Origin of the sequence: Cupriavidus oxalaticus, assembly GCF_016894385.1 — a bacterium.
Taxonomy (GTDB): domain Bacteria; phylum Pseudomonadota; class Gammaproteobacteria; order Burkholderiales; family Burkholderiaceae; genus Cupriavidus; species Cupriavidus oxalaticus.
Window position 1 is genome coordinate 3,020,998 of sequence record NZ_CP069812.1, and the last position, 16,086, is coordinate 3,037,083.

Below are 16,086 nucleotides of genomic sequence, written 5' to 3' on the forward strand. Positions count from 1 at the left end.
TGGGCGGGTCAGCGCTGCAGCGGCGCGAACATCGCCCCCAGGTCGAGGTGCGCCGCCAGGGTATCGGCGAGCCGCTCGATCGACGCTTCGCGCAGCGCATCGAGGTCCACTGCCTGCGCCTTGTCGAGCCCTGCCCAGCGCAGCAGCGCCTGGCAGCCGGCCGGGTCGTCGAACAGGCCATGGACGTAGGTCGCCAGCACCTGGCCATCGGCCGAGCAGGCGCCGTCGGGGCGCAGGGTGCCGTCGCCGCGGTCCAGCCACAGCGCGGGCCGCTCCAGCCCGGCGCCAGTGGTGACGCCGAGATGGATCTCGTAGCCGCGCACCGGCGCGTCCGCGTCCGCCAGCCGCCCGCTGACCTGGCGCAGCTGCTTCTCGGCGGCGAGCGTGGTCTCGTAGTCGAGCCATCCCAGGCCCGCGCTGCTGCCGGCAGGGCCTTCGCGGCCGTCGGGGTCATGCACCTGCCGGCCCAGCATCTGCATGCCGCCGCAGATACCGACCAGCTTGCCGCCGTAGCGCAGGTGCCGCTGCAACGCGGCTTCCCACCCGTTGGCGCGCAGGAAGGCCAGGTCGGCACGCACGCTCTTGCTGCCGGGCAACACCATCAGGTCAGCGGGCGGGACCGGCATGCCGGGGCCGATGAACCGCAGGTCCACCTGCGGATGGGCGCGCAGCGCGTCGAAATCGGTATGGTTGGCGATGCGCGGCAGCACCGGCACGATCACGCGCAGCCGCTGCGCGTCGGACTCGATGGCCTGCGTGCCGATGATGGCGTCCTCCGCGTCCAGGTGCAGGCCGTGCAGGTATGGCAGCACGCCGAACACCGGCTTGCCGGTGCGCGCGGTGAGCCAGTCCAGGCCCGGTTCGAGCAGGCCGATGTCGCCGCGGAAGCGGTTGATGATGAAGCCGGTCACGCGCGCGCGTTCGCTGCCGGACAGGCAATCGAGCGTGCCGACCAGGTGCGCGAACACGCCGCCGCGGTCGATATCGGCAACCAGCACCACCGGGCAGTCGACCCGCTCGGCAAAGCCCATGTTGGCGATATCGCGCTCGCGCAGGTTGATCTCGGCGGGGCTGCCGGCGCCTTCCACCAGCACCACGTCATGGGCCTGCTCCAGCCGCGCATGCGAGGCCAGCACCGCCTTCATCGCCTCGGGCTTGTAGGCGTGGTAGGCGCGGGCATCGAGGTCGAGCCGCGCGCGGCCGTGGATGATCACCTGCGCGCCGGTGTCGCTGCTGGGCTTGAGCAGCACCGGGTTCATGTCGGTATGCGGCGCCAGCCGGGCGGCCTGCGCCTGCAAGGCCTGCGCGCGGCCGATCTCGCCGCCGTCGGCGGTCACCGCGCTGTTCAGCGCCATGTTCTGCGGCTTGAACGGCGCCACGCGCGTGCCGGCGCGCGCCAGCACGCGGCACAGCCCGGCGACCACGGTGCTCTTGCCGGCATCGGAGGTGGTGCCCTGGACCATCAGCGTGCCGCGCAGGGCACCCGGCGCCAGGGAAAGCGGGAAATCGGTATGCATCGGCGGATTATCGCACCGGCCTCCAGGCGAAGGCGGGATGCGAGGGTGGGATGCGGCGGCTACAATACGCGGATGGAAACCCCGGCCATCGCCCCTGAATCCGCCACCGCCAGCGCGGCGAAGCCGCTTGCCACCGGCACGTCCGGCGCGCGGCAGCTGACGCTGGTGCTGGGCGGCGCGCGCTCCGGCAAGAGCCACTACGCCGAACAGCTGGCGAGCGACCACGCCGGCATCACCGGCGGGCCGGTCACGTATATCGCCACCGCGCGCCAGGATCCCGCCCTGGCCGACCAGGAACTCGAAGTCCGCATCGCGCTGCACCGCGCCCGCCGCCCCGTCGACTGGCGCCTGGTGGAAGAGCCGGTGCGGCTGGCCGATGCGCTCTATGCCAACGCGCGCCACGACGGCTGCATCCTGGTGGACTGCATGACGCTGTGGATGAACAACCTGCTCTTCCCCGACGGCCGCAGCTATCCCGACCACGGCGTGATCACGCCGCCCGATGCCTTCACCGAAGAAATCGAGTCGCTGCTGGCCGCGCTGCCCACGCTGCCCGGCCACGTGATCCTGGTCTCCAACGAGATCGGCTTCGGCGTGGTGCCGATGGGCGCAATCACCCGCTTCTACGTCGATGAACTGGGACGCCTGAACCAGAAACTGGCCGCCGCCGCGGATCGCGTGCGGCTGCTGGTGGCGGGCATCCCGGTCCCGGTCAAGGGCGCCGATCCCGCATGCTGATGCAGGCCTGGCAGGCCTGGCCCGCTTGCGTGGCCGCGGCGCTGGCCGGCGTGCTGCTTGACCAGTGGCTGGGCGAGCCGCGCCGCTTCCATCCGCTGGTGGGCTTTGGCCGCCTCGCTGCGGCCCTCGAACGGCGCTGCAACGATCCCGGACGCCGCGGCACGCCGTGGCGGCAGCGCGTGGCGGGCCTTGCCGGCTGGTGCGTACTGGTGCTGGTGCCGGCGGCGCTCGCATGGTGGCTGGTCGCTGCGGCAGCGCGCTGGCACCCGCTCGCGGCACTGGCGCTGCATGCCATCGCCCTGTACGCCGCGCTCGGCGCGCGCAGCCTGCACCAGCATATCGCCCCGATTGCCGACGCCCTCGCCGCCGCGGACCTGCCCACCGCGCGCACGCTGACCGCGCGCATCGTCTCGCGCGATACCGCCGATGCCGATGCCGAGGCCCTGGCGCGCGCCGCCTGCGAATCGGCGCTGGAGAACGGCAACGATGCCGTCTTCGGCGCGCTGTTCTGGTTCCTGCTCGGCGGCGCGCCGGCGGTGATCGTGTTCCGGCTGGCCAATACGCTCGATGCGATGTGGGGCTACCGCACGCCGCGGCTGCAATATTTCGGCTGGGCGGCGGCGCGCATCGACGATGCGCTCAACCTGGTTCCCGCGCGGCTGACTGCGCTGTCGTACGCGCTGCTGGGCGCCACCGCGCAGGCGCTGCGCTGCTGGCGCACGCAGGCGCCGGCATGGTCCAGTCCCAATGCCGGCCCGGTGATGGCGGCGGGCGCCGGCGCGGTCGGCGTGCAGCTTGGCGGTCCGGCGCGCTATCACGGCGAGCTGGAACAACGTCCGCCGCTGGGTGCCGGCAGCGCGCCGCAGGCCGAGCACGTGATGGCGTGCCTGCGGCTGGTCCATCGCACCTTGTGGCTGTGGCTGGCGCTCGCGGGCGCCGGCGCGCTGGCCGTTCTTGCCGTGTCCGCACCGACGTGAGCCCTGCCCTCCCCCCGATCCGCCATGGCGGCAACCTGCTGGCCGCGGTGCGCCGCTACGGCCGCGCCGAAGCCGACTGGCTCGACTTGTCCACCGGCATCCATCCCGACGGCTATCCCGTGCCGGCGCTGCCCGCTTCCGCATGGCAGCGGCTGCCGCAGGACGGCGACGGGCTCGCCGAACTGGCCGCCCAGGCCTTCGGCGCGCCGCAGGCGTTGCCGGTGGCCGGCTCGCAGGCCGCGATCCGTACGCTGCCAGGCCTGCTGCGGCCGGGGCGCGTCGGCATTGCCGCGCTCGGCTACAGCGAGTACGCACCGGCCTTCGCCTCGGCCGGCCACACGGTAGTGCCGCTGGACGAAGCGGACTTCGCCCGCGCGGACCTGGCCGACGCGCTCGACCATCTGGTCGTCGTCAATCCCAACAACCCGACCGCCCGGCTGCTGCCGCCGGCAACGCTGCTGCGCTGGCATGCCGCGCTGGCCGGACGCGGCGGCACGCTGCTGGTCGATGAGGCCTTTATCGATTGCCTGCCCGCGGCATCGGTCGCCGCCCACAGCGGCGCTGAAGGGCTGGTGGTGCTGCGCTCGATCGGCAAGTTCTATGGTCTCGCCGGCATCCGCTGCGGCTTCGTGCTGGCGCACCAGCCGTTGCTCGATGCCCTGCATGCGCGGCTGGGCCACTGGACCGTCTCGGGGCCGGCGCGCGCCGTCGCCCGGCATGCGCTGGCGGACCGCCGGTGGCAGGAAGCCACGCGGGCGCAGCTGGGCCTGTCCGGCGCACGGCTCGGCACGCTGCTGGCGCGCCACGGGCTGACCGCCGTCGTGCACCCGCTGTTCTGCTGGGTGCCGCATGCCGACGCGCTAACGCTGCACGAAGCGCTGGCGCGCGAGGGCGTCTGGACCCGATACTTCGAGGCCGCCGGCGGCTGCCTGCCGAGCCTGCGCCTCGGCCTGCCGCCTGACCGGCCGGCATGCTGGCAACGGCTCGATGCCGCGCTGGCCGCCGTGACCGCCTGACCCTCACCATGCACGCCTTGAAATTCGCCATTGCCCCGGCGCTGGCCGCCACCGCCCTGCTTGCCGTACCCTCTGCACAAGCCGCCGTATCGGTAGTCGACGACGCCGGCCAGACCATCACGCTGGCCCAGCCGGCACGCCGCGTGGTCTCGCTGGCGCCGCACGTGACCGAGATGATCTTTGCCGCCGGCGGCGGCGACCGCATCGTCGGCACGGTCCACTACAGCGACTACCCGCCGCAGGCGCGCGCCATCCCGCGCGTGGGCGACAACAAGGCGCTGGACCTGGAGCGCATCGCCGCGCTCAAGCCCGACCTGATCGTGGTCTGGCGCCATGGCAATGCGCAGAAGCAGACCGACCGCCTGCGCGCGCTCGGCCTGCCGCTGTTCTACAGCGAGCCGCGCAAGCTGGCATCGATCCCGGAAAACGTGGAGAAGCTGGGCACGCTGCTGGGCACGGAAGCGACCGCGCGGCGCGCCGCCGACAATTTCCGCCAGCAGGTGGAGACGCTGCGCAAGACCTACGCAACGCGGCCTCCGGTGACCGTGTTCTACCAGGTCTGGCAGCAACCGCTGATGACGCTCAACGGCCAGCACCTGGTCAGCGACATGCTGGCGCTGTGCGGCGGGCGCAATCTGTTCGGGGCCGAGACGCCGCTGGTGCCGACCGTGTCGGTCGAGGCGGTGGTGGCGGGCAATCCGGAAGCGATGCTGACCGCCGGCATGGGCGCCACGCGCTCGGACCAGCCGCTGCCCGACTACGCGATGTGGCAGCGCTGGAAGCAAATCACCGCGGTGGCGCGCAACAACCTGTTCGTGATCGACGGCGACCTGGTCAATCGCGCCGGTCCGCGCGTGGTGCAAGGCATCGAACAGATCTGCAAGGACCTCGATGTGGCGCGCAGCCGGCGCCCGGCGCGCTGATCAGCCGCCTCGGTTCCACCATTCGAGCCGCGCTCCATCCGCACCCAGCCGGAAGCGACAGCTCGCGCCGAAGCCCAGCGCCCAGTTGACCGTCACCGACAGCGGCACGCCGAGCCAGTGCGCGGCCAGCATGCGCATCGGACCCGCATGGCCGACCACCCACAGGCAGCGATCGTCGCGCACATCGAGAGAATCGGCCCAGCCAGCCACGCGCGCCATCGCCTGCGCCGGCGACTCGCCGCCGTGCGGGCGCGCATGCAGCAGGTCCGCTGCCCACTGGTCCAGCGCGGCGCGGTCGATCGCGTCCCACGCAACACCTTCCCAATTGCCGAAGTCCAACTCGCGCAACAGCGGTTCGGTGGCGATGGCCGGCACGCCGGCCGGCAAGGTCTGCACCAGCGCCTGCGCGGTCCCGAGCGCACGCGCCAGCGGGCTGCTGACGATGCGCGCCGGCGCCGGCAGGCCCGCCACGATCTGTGCGGCAACCGGCATCAGTGGCGACACCAGCGGCAGGTCGAGGCAGCCGTAGCAAGTGCCCGCGGCCACCTCCGGCTGCGCATGGCGGATCAGGACCAGGTCCATGCCGATGCCACCAGGTAGATCAGGATCTCGGCGCACTGCTGGGCCATGCCGAGGCAATCGCCGGTATAGCCGCCGATGCGGCGCACGAAGTAGCGGCCGAGCAGCACGCGCAACACGAGCAGCGCCACTGCGGCAGCCGCGAAGAAAGACGGCGATACCAGCCACAGCGGCACCACCCCGCACAGCAGCGCGAACCCCAGCCCTGCACCGGCGAGCCGCTGCGCCACCGGCTTTGCCTTGCCTTCCGGACGCACGTATTGCAGCGTGGCAAGGTAGCTGACCGCCATCGTGCGGCTGGCGGCGTGCGCTGCCACCAGCACCCCCAGCAATATCGCCGGACCGTGCTGCGTGCCGATCGCCACCAGCAGTTGCCACTTGAGCAGCAGCGCCACCACCAGCGCGATGGCGCCGAACGCGCCGATGCGGGAGTCGTGCATGATGCGCAGCACGTCTTCGCGCTGCCATGCGCCGCCGAAGGCATCGACGCAGTCGGCCAGGCCGTCCTCATGGAAGGCGCCGGTCAGCAGCAACGTGGCCGCCATGCCCAGCAGCACCGCCACGCCGATCGGCCACCACTGCAGCGCGCCCCACGTGACCAGCGCCCCGGCGCCGCCGACCAGCAAGCCCACCAGCGGGAAATAACGCGCCGCGGCATGCAGGTAATGCGGCTCGAATCCGACCCATCGCGCCAGCCAGCCAGGCAGCGGCACACGCGTGAAATAGCCCAGCGCTGTAAAAAAATAGCGCAGCTCACCACCGAAGCCGGCGGGCGTGGGCGCGGGGTCGGACGGCACGCTCATGCCGAGGCCGTGCTGACGCCGGCGCCGCTGAAGGTTGCCATCTCGTTGAGGAACGCGACCGCGGACGCGAGCAGCGGCCACGCCAGCGCGGCGCCGGTGCCCTCGCCCAAGCGCAGGTCCAGCGCCAGCAGCGGCTCGGCGCCGAAGTGGTCCAGCAGCGCGCGGTGGCCGCGCTCGTGCGAGCAGTGCGTGAACACGCAGTACTGCAGCACGCTGGGGTCGATGCGCTGCGCCACCAGCAGCGCGGCCGAGGCGATAAAGCCGTCGACCAGGATCACCATGCGGCTGGCCGCGGCGGCAAGGAAGGCGCCGGCCATCATCGCGATCTCGAAGCCGCCGAACGTCGCCAGCACGTCCAGCGGCGCCTGCGCATCGGCGTGCAGCGTGAGCGCGCCTTCCAGCACCTCGCGCTTGCGTGCCAGCCCGGCATCGTCGAGCCCGGTGCCGCGGCCGATGCAGTCCGCCAGCGGCAGCCCGGTCAGCCGCTGCATCAGGCACGCGGCGGCCGAAGTATTGGCAATGCCCATCTCGCCGAAGCCGATCACGTTGCAGCCCTGCTGGGCATGGCGCAGCACGCGCGCCATGCCGGCGGTCATCGCCGCCGCGGCCTGTTCCGGCGACATCGCCGGTTCCTGCGCGAAGTTGCGGGTGCCGTCGGCGATGCGGCAGTTGACCAGCCCGGGTGCCGCCGGCAGCGGCGCGCGCACGCCGGCGTCGACGATTTCCAGCGCAATGCCGTGCTGGCGCGAGAACACATTGATCGCCGCGCCGCCGGCCAGGAAATTCCTGACCATCTGCGCGGTGACCTCGGCCGGATAGGCGCTGACGCCCGCGTCAGCCACGCCGTGGTCGGCGGCAAAGACGATCACCGTCGGCCGCTGCAGCACGGGGCGCTGCGTGCCGAGGATCAGCCCCAGTTGCAGCGCCAGCGATTCGAGCCGGCCGAGCGCGCCGAGCGGCTTGGTCTTGTCGTCGATGGCGGCCTGCAGCGCGGGGCGCAGCGTGTTGTCGAGGGGAGTGATTTCGGGAAACTGCATGATGCTGTGGTTCTTGTGGTCTGGATCGGGGACTACATTTCCACGCCGCGCTGCGCCTTGATGCCCTGCTGGAAGGCGTGCTTGACCGGCGTCATGTCGGTGACGGTATCGGCCGCCTCCACCAGCGCCGGCGGTGCGCCGCGGCCGGTGATGACCACGTGCTGCATCGGCGGGCGCGCGCGCAGGTCGGCGATGACCTGGTCCACATCAAGATAGTGCAGCTTGAGCGCGATGTTGAGTTCGTCGAGCAGCACCAGCCCGATGGCGGGGTCGCGCAGCATGCCGCGCGCCACTTCCCACGCGGCCTCCGCCTTGGCCACGTCGCGCGCGCGGTCCTGGGTGTCCCAGGTGTAGCCCTCGCCCATCACGTGGAACGCGCATTCATCGGGAAAGCGGCGCAGGAACATCTCTTCGCCGGTCGGCTGTGCGCCCTTGATGAACTGGACCACGCCGGCACGCATGCCGTGCCCGAGCGCGCGCACCACCATGCCGAAGCCGGAGCTGGACTTGCCCTTGCCGTTGCCGGTGGTGATGACGATCACGCCGCGCTCGTCCTGCGCGGCTGCGATCTTCGCGTCGATCACTTCTTTCTTGCGCACCATGCGCGCCTTGTGGCGCGCGTCGCGCTCCGGGTCATCGGTGGCGGGAGTGTGGGAATCGGTCATGGGTTCGGGTCTTGCGTAAAAGGTCGCGGCGCCGTGGCACCGTCGGGAATCAGTGCCGTATGCACGCCGTCGCTGACGCTGACGATGCGGGTTCGCAGCGCGCGCGAGCAATGCTCGGGAGTCAGTACCTGTGCCGCCGGGCCATGCAGCGCGGTGCCGTCTTCGGCCATCAGCAAGGCATGGGTGGCATAGCGCAGCGCCAGCGTCAGGTCGTGCAGGATCACCACCACGGCGTGGCGGCCGGCGCGGGCCAGCGCGGCAAGCTGCTCCAGCACCAGGATCTGGTGGCGCAGGTCGAGGTGCGAGACCGGCTCGTCGAGCAGCAGCAGCGGCGCCTGCTGCGCCAGCGCGGCGGCCAGCGACGCGCGCTGCCGCTCGCCGCCGGACAGCGTCAGCACATCGCGCGCGGCGAGTGCCTCGATGTCCATGGCGCGGATCGCCTCGTGCACCACGCGGTCATCCTCGCGCCCGGCCCAGCCCCAGCCGGACAGGTGCGGGTGGCGGCCCACGCGCACCGCATCGAGCACCGACATCGAGAACGTATCGTGCACGGCCTGCGGCAGGTAGGCGCGCTGGCGCGCCAGCGCCGACGGCGCCACCTGGGCCGCCGGCTTGCCGTCGATCTCGACGCTGCCGCCGTCGACGTGGCGCAGGCCCGCCAGCGCGGTCATCAGCGTGGACTTGCCGGCGCCGTTGGGCCCGGCGATGCACCATAGCTGGCCCGGGCCGATGTCCAGCGTCAGGCCCTCGACCAGCACGCGCTGGCCGTTATGCAGCCGCACATCGCGCAGCGCCAGCACGGGGCAGGCCGCAAGCGGCTGCGACCAGTCGGCGCCCGCGTTCATCGCGGCCTCCGCAGCAGCAGGTAGAGGAAGGTCGGCACGCCCAGCAGCGCGGTGATCACGCCCACCGGCAGCTGTGCCGGGGCGATCACGGTGCGCGCGACCAGGTCGGCCGCCATCAGCAGCGCACCGCCCAGCAGCACCGCTGCCGGCAGCAGCAGGCGCTGGTCGTTGCCCCACGCCAGCCGCACCAGGTGCGGCACGACCAGGCCGATAAAGCCGATCGAACCGGCGGTAGTGATGGCGACAGCGATGCACACCGAGGCCAGCAGGAAGGTCAGCAGCCGCACCCGGCCCACGCGCACGCCCAGCGACTGCGCCACGGTCTCGCCCAGCAGCATCACGTTGAGCGCGCGCGCCATCGGCATGGCCAGCAGCAGCGCGACGATCATCGTGGCGAGCGCGCCGCCATAGCTGGCGGTGCCGCCCAGGTCGCCGGTCAGCCAGAACAGCATGCCGCGCAGCCGGGATTCCGGTGCCACGGCAAGGATCAGCGTGATCACCGCGCCCCACCCTGCGGCGAGGATCACGCCCGTCAGCAGCAAGCGCGCACCGGCTTCACGATGGCCGCCCTGCACCTGCGGGTGCAGCAGGTCGCGCCGCGCCAGCGTTGCCACCAGCAGCATCGAGCACAGCGCGCCGACCGCGGCGGCCGCCTGCACGCCCCACCACGGGGCCAGCACCAGCATCGCCAGCAAGGCACCGACCGACGCACCGCCGGAAACGCCCAGCACATAGGGTTCGGCCAGCGGGTTGCGCAGCAGCACCTGCATCAGCGCACCGGACAGCGCCAGCAGCCCGCCGCAGGCAAAGGCCGCGGCCGCGCGCGGCAGGCGCAGCTCGCGCACGATGGCGCCGGCGGTGCCCGTATCGGCGCCGCTGAGCGCCTGCCACAGCTCGCGCATATCGAGCGAGACGCTGCCCAGTGCAAGCGAGGCCGCAAAGACTACGACTGATGCCAGCGCGAGCGCCAGCCACAACGCCAGGGCGCGCCGGAACTCAGACATGGCGCGCCCGTGCGCTCATCGCTGGCGCCAGCCCAGCGTGATGAAGCCCGCGCGCCCCTGCGTGTTGTAGGGGTAGGCGAGCTGGTAGTCCTTGTCGAACAGGTTTTCGACGCGGGCGGCAACGAACCATTGCTTGTCGATGTTGTAGCGGGCGTTGAGGTTGACGATACCGTATCCGCCCAGGCGGCGCGAGCCGGCATCCATGCGCGACGACGATACCAGCCATTCGCCGCCGAAGCGCCAGTTGCCGAAGTTGCGGCCCACGTCCAGCGCGGCATGGCGGCGTGCGCGGCGCAGCAGCTGGGTGTTGTTCTGCTCGTCGACCGGATTCTGGAAGGTCACGCTGGCGCCGAGGTCGGTGCCGTACACGGTGGCGCGCCACGACGCCTCGATGCCCTGCACCTTGGCCTTGTTGACGTTCTCCGCCAGGAACAGGCCACTGGGCTGCAGCGCCGATACGATCAGGTCGTCGTAGCGGGTCTCGAACGCGGTCACGCGCAGCAGGCCCGCGCGGGCCGTGGTGTACTGCACGCCCGCCTCGACCGACCTGGCGCGCTCGGGCTGCAGGTTGGGCTGGCCGAAGTTGGGGAAGTACAGCTCGTTGAAGGTCGGCGCGCGGAAGGCGTTGCTGACGCTGGCGATCAGCTTGAACGCATCGGTCACGTTATAGCCGTAGCCGGCGAAGAAGCTGCCCTGGTTGCCGAAGTCGGAATAGTGGTCGTTGCGCGCGTTGAGCTGCAGCTGGTGCTTGCCGATGCGCCCGTCGTAGCCGCCGAACACCGAGAACACGTTGCGCGTGGGCGCGCCGTAGGAACTCGACACCAGCTCCTGCTGCAGGTAGTCGGTGCCGAACAGCAGCGTGTGGCCCGCGGCGACCGCATACTCGTTCTGCCAGTTGAACTGGCGGTTGCGGGTATTGAAGGTGCCGTTGGGGCGCCCGTTGAGGAAGGTGTCGCTGTTGTCCGCGCTCTGCGACAGCTTGAAGTGCGTGGTCCAGTCGGCGCCGACCTTGCCGTTGACAAAGGCCGACAGCGCGTACAGCTCGCTGTTGGTGCGGTTGTCGTCGGTCGGCCGGCCGAAGGCGCTGTCGAACGACAGCTTGCTCTTCGAGTAGTAGCCGCTGAAGCCCGCATCCCAGTCGGGCGTGAAGCGGTGCTTCACCTGGCCCGACACGCTCTGGTTCTCGTACGGGTTGTCGTTGGGGTTGGCGCGCGGCGCCTGCTGCGTATTGATCGACGAGAAGCCATCGGTCTTGAACGCCGAACCGGTCAGGTTGAACGAGGTATCGCCTACCTGCCCGCCGTAGCCCACCGTGCCCTGGCGCGTATTGTTGCTGCCGTACTCCACCGACGCATTGGCCGCCGGCGCCTGGCCCGCGCCGCTCTTGGTAAAGATCTGCACCACGCCGCCGATCGCGTCCGAGCCGTACAGCGCCGACACGTTGCCGCGCACCACTTCGATCCGGTCGATCTGGTCGGGCAGGATGTTGGCGAGCTGCGCGGTGCCGCTGCTGACGGCCGACACGCGCACGCCGTCGATCAGGATCAGCGTCTGGTTGGAGTTGGCGCCGCGCATGAACAGCGAGGTGTTGGTGCCCATGCCACCGTTGGCCGTGAGCTCCACGCCGGCCTGGTTGCGCAGCAGCGTGCGCAGGTCGGGCGCCTGCGAATTGACGATATCTTCCTGCGTCACCACCGTCGTGTGCGGCAGCGCCTCGGTAATGGATTGCGCGGTGCGGGTGGAAGTCACCACCACCGGGGCCAGCTGTTGGGCGCTGCCGCTGTCGGCGGCTTGCGCGAACGAGGTGGCCGGAACCAGGGTGAACGAGGCAAGGGCTGCCGCAATCGCAGACGAGGTTGCGGGTACGAGCGGACGCACCGCCGGGGCTGCCGGGCGGGTCGACCTGTGGAGCGATGAACGCATGATGCAGGACTGGGTAGGAACGGCCGGGCCCGTTCCCCCGCGGACCATATGGCGATGAGGCGTGCCGCGCACGGGCGGCAGCCCGCGTTCAGGCCGGTATCCGGGCTGGCGACTCGGAACCGGCGCCTTCCCGAACCCGAGGTTCAGTGGCGTGTGGCCGGTCCTGCGTGGACATGTGGCCGGGATCGGATCCCGGTCGTTGCCGGCGGCCCTTCCGGCAGGCTGGCTGCGGAAGTGGCTGACACTGGCGGATGCGCACGCGGTCGCTTACCGTTGCGGGGGCAGCACAGGTTGGCCCGTCCGGCGCGCGGCCGGCAAGGCTCCCTGTTTCCCGTTGAACTGCCCTTTCGCCAGGGACGAAAAGGGCGAGCACCTGGAACGTGCGCGAGTGTAGGGAGTTTCGCAACCCGCGTCAACGCGGCGCCCGTAGTGTTTTGTCACAACTCTGCGGGGGTTTTGGGTGCAGAAGACTGCAACTTCCGTGCAGGTCCCCGGTCACAAACGCTTTCCTTCGCATTGTGCGCGGCGGCGCATCGGCTAGAATCGCGTTACCTGACCTTTATCCCATCATGACAGGCCCTATGCTCAACGAACTCGAACAACTGGCCGCGAAGATCGGGCGCGTGCTGCACCATGCGGACACCCTGGCGGCGGAAAACCAGCGGCTGCGCGACGAGATCGCCCGGCTGGAGGGTGAAGCCGCGCAGTTGCGCAGCGAGCGCGAGGCCATGGCAGCCGACCGCGAGTTGCTCAACATCAAGATCGAGGAAGCGCAGCTGCGCATCCAGTCCATCCTTGACAAGCTGCCGACGGCCAGCGACACGCGCCAGCTCGACCTGCTGGGCGAGGGCGCCGCGGCAGGCGCTGAGCCGCACAAGGCCTCCGGAGAACACGCATGAGCAACAAGCAAGTCGAAGTCAACATCGCCGGCCAGCCGTACCGCTTTGCCATCGCGCCCGAGAACGAGGCCGCGCTGCTCGAGGCCGTGGCACTGGTCGACACGCAGATGAACAAGCTGCGCAACGGCATCGCTGCCAAGGGCGTCGAGCGCGTGGCGGTGATGGCCGCCATTTCGATCGCGTCCGATCTGCTGGCCCTGCAGCGCAAGCAGCAGGCCGAGGGCACGATCCCGGTCGAGGCCATCCACGCGCGCATCCGCGAACTGAACGAACGCGCCGACGAAGCGTTGCGGCAATACGCGCACGTGGGTACCGGCACGCGGGGCTGAGCGGGCCGCTTGAGGCCCGCCCAGGCAGCCCCATATACCGTGAAAATGGAGGGATGTGCAGCGGATGCCGCGCTGTCGCGCAAAATGTAACGATACGCGCGTGTGGACTTGGTAAGGCCTGCGACGCGGTGTATAGTGTAGCCAGACTGCACGAGGCACTACAGAAGTGCAGCCAACTGGTCAGGTTATCGCGCCCGGCCGCCGTTTTCATCCCATCCTAGTTAGAAACGGCAAACGTCTGACATCCCGCAGGCAGGTCATCTACCCGGCCGGTCGAAGCGGTTGTAGCGTCAGACGTTTGACAGTTTCCCTGCCTGGTTCGTGAGGGTCATAAACTCCTTGAACCGATATGCATTGCATGGTGCGGGATCATGTCGCGTGGGCGAGCGCGTCGTCGCATTCATAGTCCGGGCCTGGCTTGGACTCCCTGAGTGGATGATGTACCCGAAATGCGACTTCCGCAGCCACTCTGAACCTCACTTGGGTTCAGGATGCCGACCCAGCGGCCGAGGCGGGGACCCCCTAAAAAGGCGGTGGTTTTCTGAACCATCGCCTTTTTTCTTTGCGCACGCGCGTGGCCACGCCCGCGCACCCCGCCCCCTTCATCCACGAGCCGCGCCGTGAGCCCGAACCAGAACAAACGCGCCCGCCAGTACTGGCTGATGAAATCGGAACCGGACGAGGCCAGCATCGACGACCTCGCCCGCGAGGGAACGTTGCCCTGGACCGGCGTGCGCAACTACCAGGCACGCAACTTCATGCGCGACACCATGCAGATCGGCGACGGCGTGCTGTTCTACCACTCGTCGTGCCCCGAGCCCGGCATTGCCGGCCTGGCCGAGGTCTGCTCCACGCCCTACCCCGACCCGACCCAGTTCGATGCCAGGAGCCCGTACTACGACGCCGCGTCGAAGCCCGATGCGCCGCGCTGGCTGCTGGTCGACGTGCGCTACGAACGCAAGAGCACGCTGATTCCGCTGGCCGCGCTGCGCGAGCATGAGGAACTGGCCGACATGGTGGTGCTGCGCCGTGGCAACCGGCTCTCGATCACGCCGGTCACGCCGGCGGAATGGCGCTTCATTACCGGCAAGCTGATGCGCTGAGGCCTGAACCTATGCAGCTTGCTACCCTGCCGGTGCTGGTCCCTGCGCTGCTGGCCCTCGGCGCCTTTACCGGCTTCTGCGCCGGGCTGCTCGGCGTCGGCGGCGGCATGATGATGGTGCCGTTCCTGACGCTGCTGTTCACGGCGCTGGGCTTTCCCACGGAAGCCATCGTCCATATGGCGATCGCCACCTCGATGGGCACCATCCTGTTCACGTCGCTGTCGTCGGTACGCGCGCACCACCAGCGCGGCGCGGTGCGCTGGCCGGTGGTGCTGGCGCTGGCACCGGGCATCGTGCTCGGCGGCATGGTCGGGGGCGGCAAGGTCTTTGCCGCGCTCAAGACCAGCTGGCTGTCGCTTGCCTTTGCCGTGTTTGTCGGGTTTTCCGCGCTGCAGATGCTGCGCAGCCGCCGCCCCGTCCCGAGCCGGCAACTGCCGGGCGCGGCGGGCATGCTGGGCACGGGCGGCGTGATCGGGTTCCTGTCGAGCCTGGTCGGCGCGGGCGGCGCCTTTGTCTCGGTACCGTTCATGACCTGGTGCAACGTGCCGATCCACAACGCCGTGGCAACGTCGGCGGCACTGGGCTTCCCGATCGCTGCCGCCAGCGTGGCGGGCTATGTCTGGAGCGGCTGGCAGATGCCGGGACTGCCGTCGGGATCGGTCGGCTACATCTACCTGCCGGCGCTGCTCGTCATTGTCGCGGCCAGCATGCTGACCGCGCCGCTGGGGGCGCGCACCGCGCACCGGATGGATGTCGGGCAGCTGCGCAGGGCCTTTGCCGTGCTGCTGCTGTGCCTGGCGTCCTACATGCTGTGGAAGGCCTGGCAGGCGTTCTGACGGCACCGGGTCCGCAACATTCGTTTGCAATCTCGCGGAACGTTTCAGGCGCCGGTTCCGTCTGACAGCCATTACGTTTTTTCGGGAGAACAAGATGAAACAATGGCTTGCCGCCACCCTGCTGGGTACCACCGCCATCGTCGCTTCGGCGCATGGCGGGCCGACCGAGACGCCGTCCGGCGTGCTGTCGCTGTCGGCACAGGCCGCAAGCGAAGTGCCGACCGACATCGTGCACCTGACGCTCGCCGCCGAACAGGAAGGCGCGGAGCCCGCGGCGATCTCGACGGCACTGTCCACGCGCACCCAGGCCGTGCTGGCACAGGCCAAGCGCACGCAGGGCGTGACCGCGGAATCGGGCGGCTTCACCATCCACCCGAGCACCGACCGCAACGGCCGCATCAGCACGTGGCGCGGGCGTTCCGAGGTCATCCTGAAGTCGCGCGATTTCTCCGCGGTATCGAAGCTGGCGGGCGAGCTGGCCAGCCAGATGCAGGTGCAGAACATCGCCTTCTCGCTGTCGCGTGAAGCGCGCGAAGCGGCCGAGGCCAAGCTGGCCGAACAGGCCGTTGCGTCGTTCCGCAACAAGGCGCAGTCGACCACCAAGCTGTTTGGGTACAGCAGCTACACCATCCGGGAAGTCAATGTGAGCGAAAGCGGCGTGGTGCCGCCGATGCCGCGCATGTACGGCGCAGCCAAGGCGATGATGGCCGATGCCGCGGTGCCGGTGCCGGTGGAAGGCGGCAAGACGCAGGTGACGGTATCGGTGAACGGGTCGGTGCAGATGCTGAAGTGATCATCCACAATAGGGCCGACGGTTTTGGGTGCTCCCAAGCCGCCAGAGCTGGCCCAAGCAAGGTGTTCTCCCTCTCCCCTCACGGGGAGAGAGTTGGGG

At 70.0% G+C, this 16,086-nt stretch carries 17 protein-coding genes and 1 other RNA gene; 10 read left to right on the forward strand and 8 right to left on the reverse strand.

The window, feature by feature from the left end; genetic code table 11:
* Window positions 1–8: 8 nt before the first annotated feature.
* Complete coding sequence (locus JTE92_RS26335) at window positions 9–1,517, reverse strand: cobyric acid synthase (RefSeq protein ID WP_063240121.1); 1,509 nt, start codon at window positions 1,515–1,517, stop codon at window positions 9–11.
* Window positions 1,518–1,589: 72 nt separating this feature from the next.
* Between JTE92_RS26335 and cobU the strand changes: the two genes are divergently transcribed.
* Genes cobU through JTE92_RS26355 form a run of 4 tightly spaced genes read left to right on the forward strand, consistent with a single transcriptional unit; the run spans window position 1,590 to window position 5,171 of the window.
* Window positions 1,590–2,255, forward strand: coding sequence for a bifunctional adenosylcobinamide kinase/adenosylcobinamide-phosphate guanylyltransferase (gene cobU, locus JTE92_RS26340; protein WP_084254685.1), 666 nt, complete (start codon window positions 1,590–1,592; stop codon window positions 2,253–2,255).
* Entirely contained in the window at window positions 2,249–3,232 is a 984-nt protein-coding gene (cbiB, locus tag JTE92_RS26345) for an adenosylcobinamide-phosphate synthase CbiB (RefSeq protein WP_063240122.1), read from the forward strand. Before cobU ends, cbiB begins: the two co-directional genes overlap by 7 nt.
* Entirely contained in the window at window positions 3,229–4,248 is a 1,020-nt protein-coding gene (gene cobD, locus JTE92_RS26350; protein WP_063240123.1) for a threonine-phosphate decarboxylase CobD, read from the forward strand. Before cbiB ends, cobD begins: the two co-directional genes overlap by 4 nt.
* A gap of 8 nt (window positions 4,249–4,256) precedes the next feature.
* Complete coding sequence (locus JTE92_RS26355; RefSeq protein WP_063240124.1) at window positions 4,257–5,171, forward strand: cobalamin-binding protein; 915 nt, start codon at window positions 4,257–4,259, stop codon at window positions 5,169–5,171.
* Here JTE92_RS26355 and JTE92_RS26360 read toward each other — a convergent pair whose 3' ends face one another.
* Genes JTE92_RS26360 through JTE92_RS26390 form a run of 7 tightly spaced genes read right to left on the reverse strand, consistent with a single transcriptional unit; the run spans window position 5,172 to window position 12,027 of the window.
* On the reverse strand, window positions 5,172–5,753 hold the full coding sequence (locus JTE92_RS26360) for a histidine phosphatase family protein (RefSeq protein WP_063240125.1): 582 nt from the start codon (window positions 5,751–5,753) through the stop codon (window positions 5,172–5,174).
* Complete coding sequence (locus JTE92_RS26365) at window positions 5,738–6,553, reverse strand: adenosylcobinamide-GDP ribazoletransferase (protein WP_063240126.1); 816 nt, start codon at window positions 6,551–6,553, stop codon at window positions 5,738–5,740. Before JTE92_RS26365 ends, JTE92_RS26360 begins: the two co-directional genes overlap by 16 nt.
* Entirely contained in the window at window positions 6,550–7,590 is a 1,041-nt protein-coding gene (cobT, locus tag JTE92_RS26370) for a nicotinate-nucleotide--dimethylbenzimidazole phosphoribosyltransferase (protein WP_063240127.1), read from the reverse strand. Before cobT ends, JTE92_RS26365 begins: the two co-directional genes overlap by 4 nt.
* Before the next feature lie 32 nt (window positions 7,591–7,622).
* Entirely contained in the window at window positions 7,623–8,255 is a 633-nt protein-coding gene (cobO, locus tag JTE92_RS26375; protein ID WP_063240128.1) for a cob(I)yrinic acid a,c-diamide adenosyltransferase, read from the reverse strand.
* Window positions 8,252–9,100: an ABC transporter ATP-binding protein gene (locus tag JTE92_RS26380; protein ID WP_063240129.1), complete on the reverse strand. Its 849-nt coding sequence runs from the start codon at window positions 9,098–9,100 to the stop codon at window positions 8,252–8,254. Before JTE92_RS26380 ends, cobO begins: the two co-directional genes overlap by 4 nt.
* Complete coding sequence (locus JTE92_RS26385; RefSeq protein WP_063240130.1) at window positions 9,097–10,104, reverse strand: FecCD family ABC transporter permease; 1,008 nt, start codon at window positions 10,102–10,104, stop codon at window positions 9,097–9,099. Before JTE92_RS26385 ends, JTE92_RS26380 begins: the two co-directional genes overlap by 4 nt.
* A gap of 15 nt (window positions 10,105–10,119) precedes the next feature.
* On the reverse strand, window positions 10,120–12,027 hold the full coding sequence (locus tag JTE92_RS26390; protein WP_063240131.1) for a TonB-dependent receptor domain-containing protein: 1,908 nt from the start codon (window positions 12,025–12,027) through the stop codon (window positions 10,120–10,122).
* A 581-nt stretch (window positions 12,028–12,608) separates the two neighbouring features.
* Between JTE92_RS26390 and JTE92_RS26395 the strand changes: the two genes are divergently transcribed.
* From JTE92_RS26395 to JTE92_RS26420, 6 genes are all read left to right on the forward strand, one after another.
* Window positions 12,609–12,926 (forward strand): MreC domain-containing protein, encoded by a 318-nt coding sequence (locus JTE92_RS26395; protein ID WP_063240132.1) that lies wholly within the window; start codon window positions 12,609–12,611, stop codon window positions 12,924–12,926.
* Window positions 12,923–13,255 (forward strand): cell division protein ZapA, encoded by a 333-nt coding sequence (locus JTE92_RS26400; RefSeq protein WP_029046048.1) that lies wholly within the window; start codon window positions 12,923–12,925, stop codon window positions 13,253–13,255. Before JTE92_RS26395 ends, JTE92_RS26400 begins: the two co-directional genes overlap by 4 nt.
* Window positions 13,256–13,559: 304 nt before the next feature.
* A non-coding RNA gene (gene ssrS / locus JTE92_RS26405) (6S RNA) lies at window positions 13,560–13,777 on the forward strand.
* Window positions 13,778–13,875: 98 nt separating this feature from the next.
* Window positions 13,876–14,358 carry an EVE domain-containing protein gene (locus tag JTE92_RS26410; protein ID WP_174544871.1) on the forward strand — a complete coding sequence of 161 codons (483 nt, stop codon included), beginning with the start codon at window positions 13,876–13,878 and terminating at the stop codon, window positions 14,356–14,358.
* Between the two features lie 11 nt (window positions 14,359–14,369).
* A complete protein-coding gene (locus tag JTE92_RS26415; protein WP_063240133.1) occupies window positions 14,370–15,194 on the forward strand; it encodes a sulfite exporter TauE/SafE family protein in 825 nt (274 codons plus the stop codon).
* Window positions 15,195–15,288: 94 nt separating this feature from the next.
* The gene (locus tag JTE92_RS26420; RefSeq protein WP_063240134.1) at window positions 15,289–15,987 is read left to right on the forward strand and encodes an SIMPL domain-containing protein; all 699 of its coding nucleotides are present in this window, start codon (window positions 15,289–15,291) and stop codon (window positions 15,985–15,987) included.
* Window positions 15,988–16,086: the final 99 nt, after the last annotated feature.

Bases quoted from the DNA above. Each gene is read 5' to 3' on its own strand.
- JTE92_RS26335 (WP_063240121.1), bottom strand. From the start codon at position 1,517: ATGCATACCGATTTCCCGCTTTCCCTGGCGCCGGGTGCCCTGCGCGGC.
- cobU (WP_084254685.1), top strand. From the start codon at position 1,590: ATGGAAACCCCGGCCATCGCCCCTGAATCCGCCACCGCCAGCGCGGCG.
- cbiB (WP_063240122.1), top strand. From the start codon at position 2,249: ATGCTGATGCAGGCCTGGCAGGCCTGGCCCGCTTGCGTGGCCGCGGCG.
- JTE92_RS26355 (WP_063240124.1), top strand. From the start codon at position 4,257: ATGCACGCCTTGAAATTCGCCATTGCCCCGGCGCTGGCCGCCACCGCC.
- JTE92_RS26360 (WP_063240125.1), bottom strand. From the start codon at position 5,753: ATGGACCTGGTCCTGATCCGCCATGCGCAGCCGGAGGTGGCCGCGGGC.
- JTE92_RS26365 (WP_063240126.1), bottom strand. From the start codon at position 6,553: ATGAGCGTGCCGTCCGACCCCGCGCCCACGCCCGCCGGCTTCGGTGGT.
- cobT (WP_063240127.1), bottom strand. From the start codon at position 7,590: ATGCAGTTTCCCGAAATCACTCCCCTCGACAACACGCTGCGCCCCGCG.
- cobO (WP_063240128.1), bottom strand. From the start codon at position 8,255: ATGACCGATTCCCACACTCCCGCCACCGATGACCCGGAGCGCGACGCG.
- JTE92_RS26380 (WP_063240129.1), bottom strand. From the start codon at position 9,100: ATGAACGCGGGCGCCGACTGGTCGCAGCCGCTTGCGGCCTGCCCCGTG.
- JTE92_RS26385 (WP_063240130.1), bottom strand. From the start codon at position 10,104: ATGTCTGAGTTCCGGCGCGCCCTGGCGTTGTGGCTGGCGCTCGCGCTG.
- JTE92_RS26390 (WP_063240131.1), bottom strand. From the start codon at position 12,027: ATGCGTTCATCGCTCCACAGGTCGACCCGCCCGGCAGCCCCGGCGGTG.
- JTE92_RS26395 (WP_063240132.1), top strand. From the start codon at position 12,609: ATGCTCAACGAACTCGAACAACTGGCCGCGAAGATCGGGCGCGTGCTG.
- JTE92_RS26400 (WP_029046048.1), top strand. From the start codon at position 12,923: ATGAGCAACAAGCAAGTCGAAGTCAACATCGCCGGCCAGCCGTACCGC.
- JTE92_RS26415 (WP_063240133.1), top strand. From the start codon at position 14,370: ATGCAGCTTGCTACCCTGCCGGTGCTGGTCCCTGCGCTGCTGGCCCTC.
- JTE92_RS26420 (WP_063240134.1), top strand. From the start codon at position 15,289: ATGAAACAATGGCTTGCCGCCACCCTGCTGGGTACCACCGCCATCGTC.